Below are 1,761 nucleotides of genomic sequence, written 5' to 3'. Positions count from 1 at the left end.
CGGCGGGGCCAGACTCGTTTCGTGGTGATGGGGGAATGGGCCGGGGAGACGGTCGGGCCGGATGTGTGGGAGACCTGCCGGGAGTTGATCCCGGCCGGGAGTGTGTTCGCGTTTCTGGCCGAGCACCGTGGTGCGCTGTTTCCGGCTGAGATGTTCGCGGACATGTACCCGTCGGCCAACGGGCGGCCGAGCATGCCGCCGCAGATCCTGGCCGCGGCGATCACGCTGCAGGCCCTGCACGGGCTGTCGGACTTCGAGACGGTCCAGGAACTGCGGTGTGACCTGCGGTGGAAGGCCGCGTGCGGGCTGGGTCTGCACGACATGGCGTTCGATGCGTCGCTGCTGGCCTACTTCCGCCGCCGCCTTTCCCGCTCAGTTCGGCCGAACCGCGTGTTCGAAGCCGTGCGCGAGGTCGTGGAGGCCACCGGTGTCCTCAAGGGCAAGCACCGGCGGGCGCTGGACTCCACCGTGCTGGACGACGCGGTCGCCACCCAGGACACCGTCACCCAGCTCATCGCCGCCGTCCGCGCGGTGATCCGCGAGGTCCCCGGCGCGGCCGAGGTGGGCGCGGTCCAGTGCACCGCGCATGACTACACCGATCCCGGCAAGCCTCGTATCGCCTGGAACGACGAACAGGCCCGCGCCGCCCTCGTCGACGCTCTGGTCACCGACGCACTCAGGCTGCTGGGCCACCTGCCCGACCAGGAACTGGGCGAGAAAGCGGCCAACGCGGTCGGCCTGCTGGCCCTGGTCGCCGGGCAGGATGTCGAGCCCGCCGAGGACTCCGACGGCCGCGACGGACGCTGGCGCATCACCCAGGGGACCGCGCCGGACCGGATGGTCTCCACCGTCGACCCTGAGTCCCGGCACATCCACAAGACCCGCACCCACCAGCAGGACGGATACAAAGCCCACCTGGCCATCGAGCCCGAGACCGGCTTATACACCGCCGTGGCTCTGCGGCCCGGTGCCGGAGCCGAGCACCACGAGGCCACCGTCGGCCTGGACCTGCTGGCCGACGAGGAGAGTCCGGTGGACGCCTTCGGTGACACCGCCTACTCCGCCGGCGACACGCGCCACGCCCTCCACCAGGCGGGGCACCGGCTGTTCTTCAAGCCCGCCCCGCTACGGCCCGCCGTCCCCGGCGGCTTCACCCTGGACGACTTCGCCATCAACACCACCGCCGCCCTCGTGACCTGCCCCGCCAGGCACACGGTCCCCCTGTCGGACCCCGGCGGACAGCACCACCAGCGCAAGGCCGTCTTCAAGGACCTGTGCACCGGATGCCCGCTGCGCGAGCGGTGCACCAAGGCCAAGGCCGGCCGCATCCTGACCATCCGCCCCCACCACAACCTCCAGGCCGCGGCCCGCCACCAAGCCGCCACCGACCCCAGATGGCAAGCCGACTACCGGCGCTGGAGACCACCGGTCGAACGAGCCGTCGCCTGGCTCGTCCAGCACGGCAACCGCCGCCTGCGCTACCGCGGAACCATCGCCAACAACACCTGGCTCCACACCCGGGCAGCCGCCCTCAACCTCCGCCGACTGGTCAACCTCGGACTCACCCACACCGGCGGCAGCTGGCAACTCGCCCCGGCCACCGCATAGCGAACAGGGGCTGCCCGGCCTACGGCCGGACAGCCCCTCACCAAGATCTTCATGGCCCTTCTAGGCCCTGTCGTCAAATTCCCGCCTGCTCGGCGACGCCTGGCACGCACGCTCGCCGCGTTGCCGAACCGCCCACGTGGCTCCGCCACGAGG

1 protein-coding gene is annotated in these 1,761 nt (G+C 71.2%); it reads left to right on the top strand.

Translation table 11 applies throughout. The annotated features are described in order from the left end of the window. Positions 1-27: 27 nt before the first annotated feature. A complete protein-coding gene (locus ACWCQS_RS45995) occupies positions 28-1,608 on the top strand; it encodes an IS1182 family transposase (protein ID WP_451009991.1) in 1,581 nt (526 codons plus the stop codon). Positions 1,609-1,761: the final 153 nt, after the last annotated feature.

Source organism: Streptomyces sp. NPDC002076 (assembly GCF_053593835.1).
Note: the sequence above shows the minus strand (reverse complement) of the source record. Positions and strands in the feature narration are given on the sequence as shown.

Bases quoted from the DNA above. Each gene is read 5' to 3' on its own strand.
- ACWCQS_RS45995 (WP_451009991.1), top strand. From the start codon at position 28: ATGGGGGAATGGGCCGGGGAGACGGTCGGGCCGGATGTGTGGGAGACC.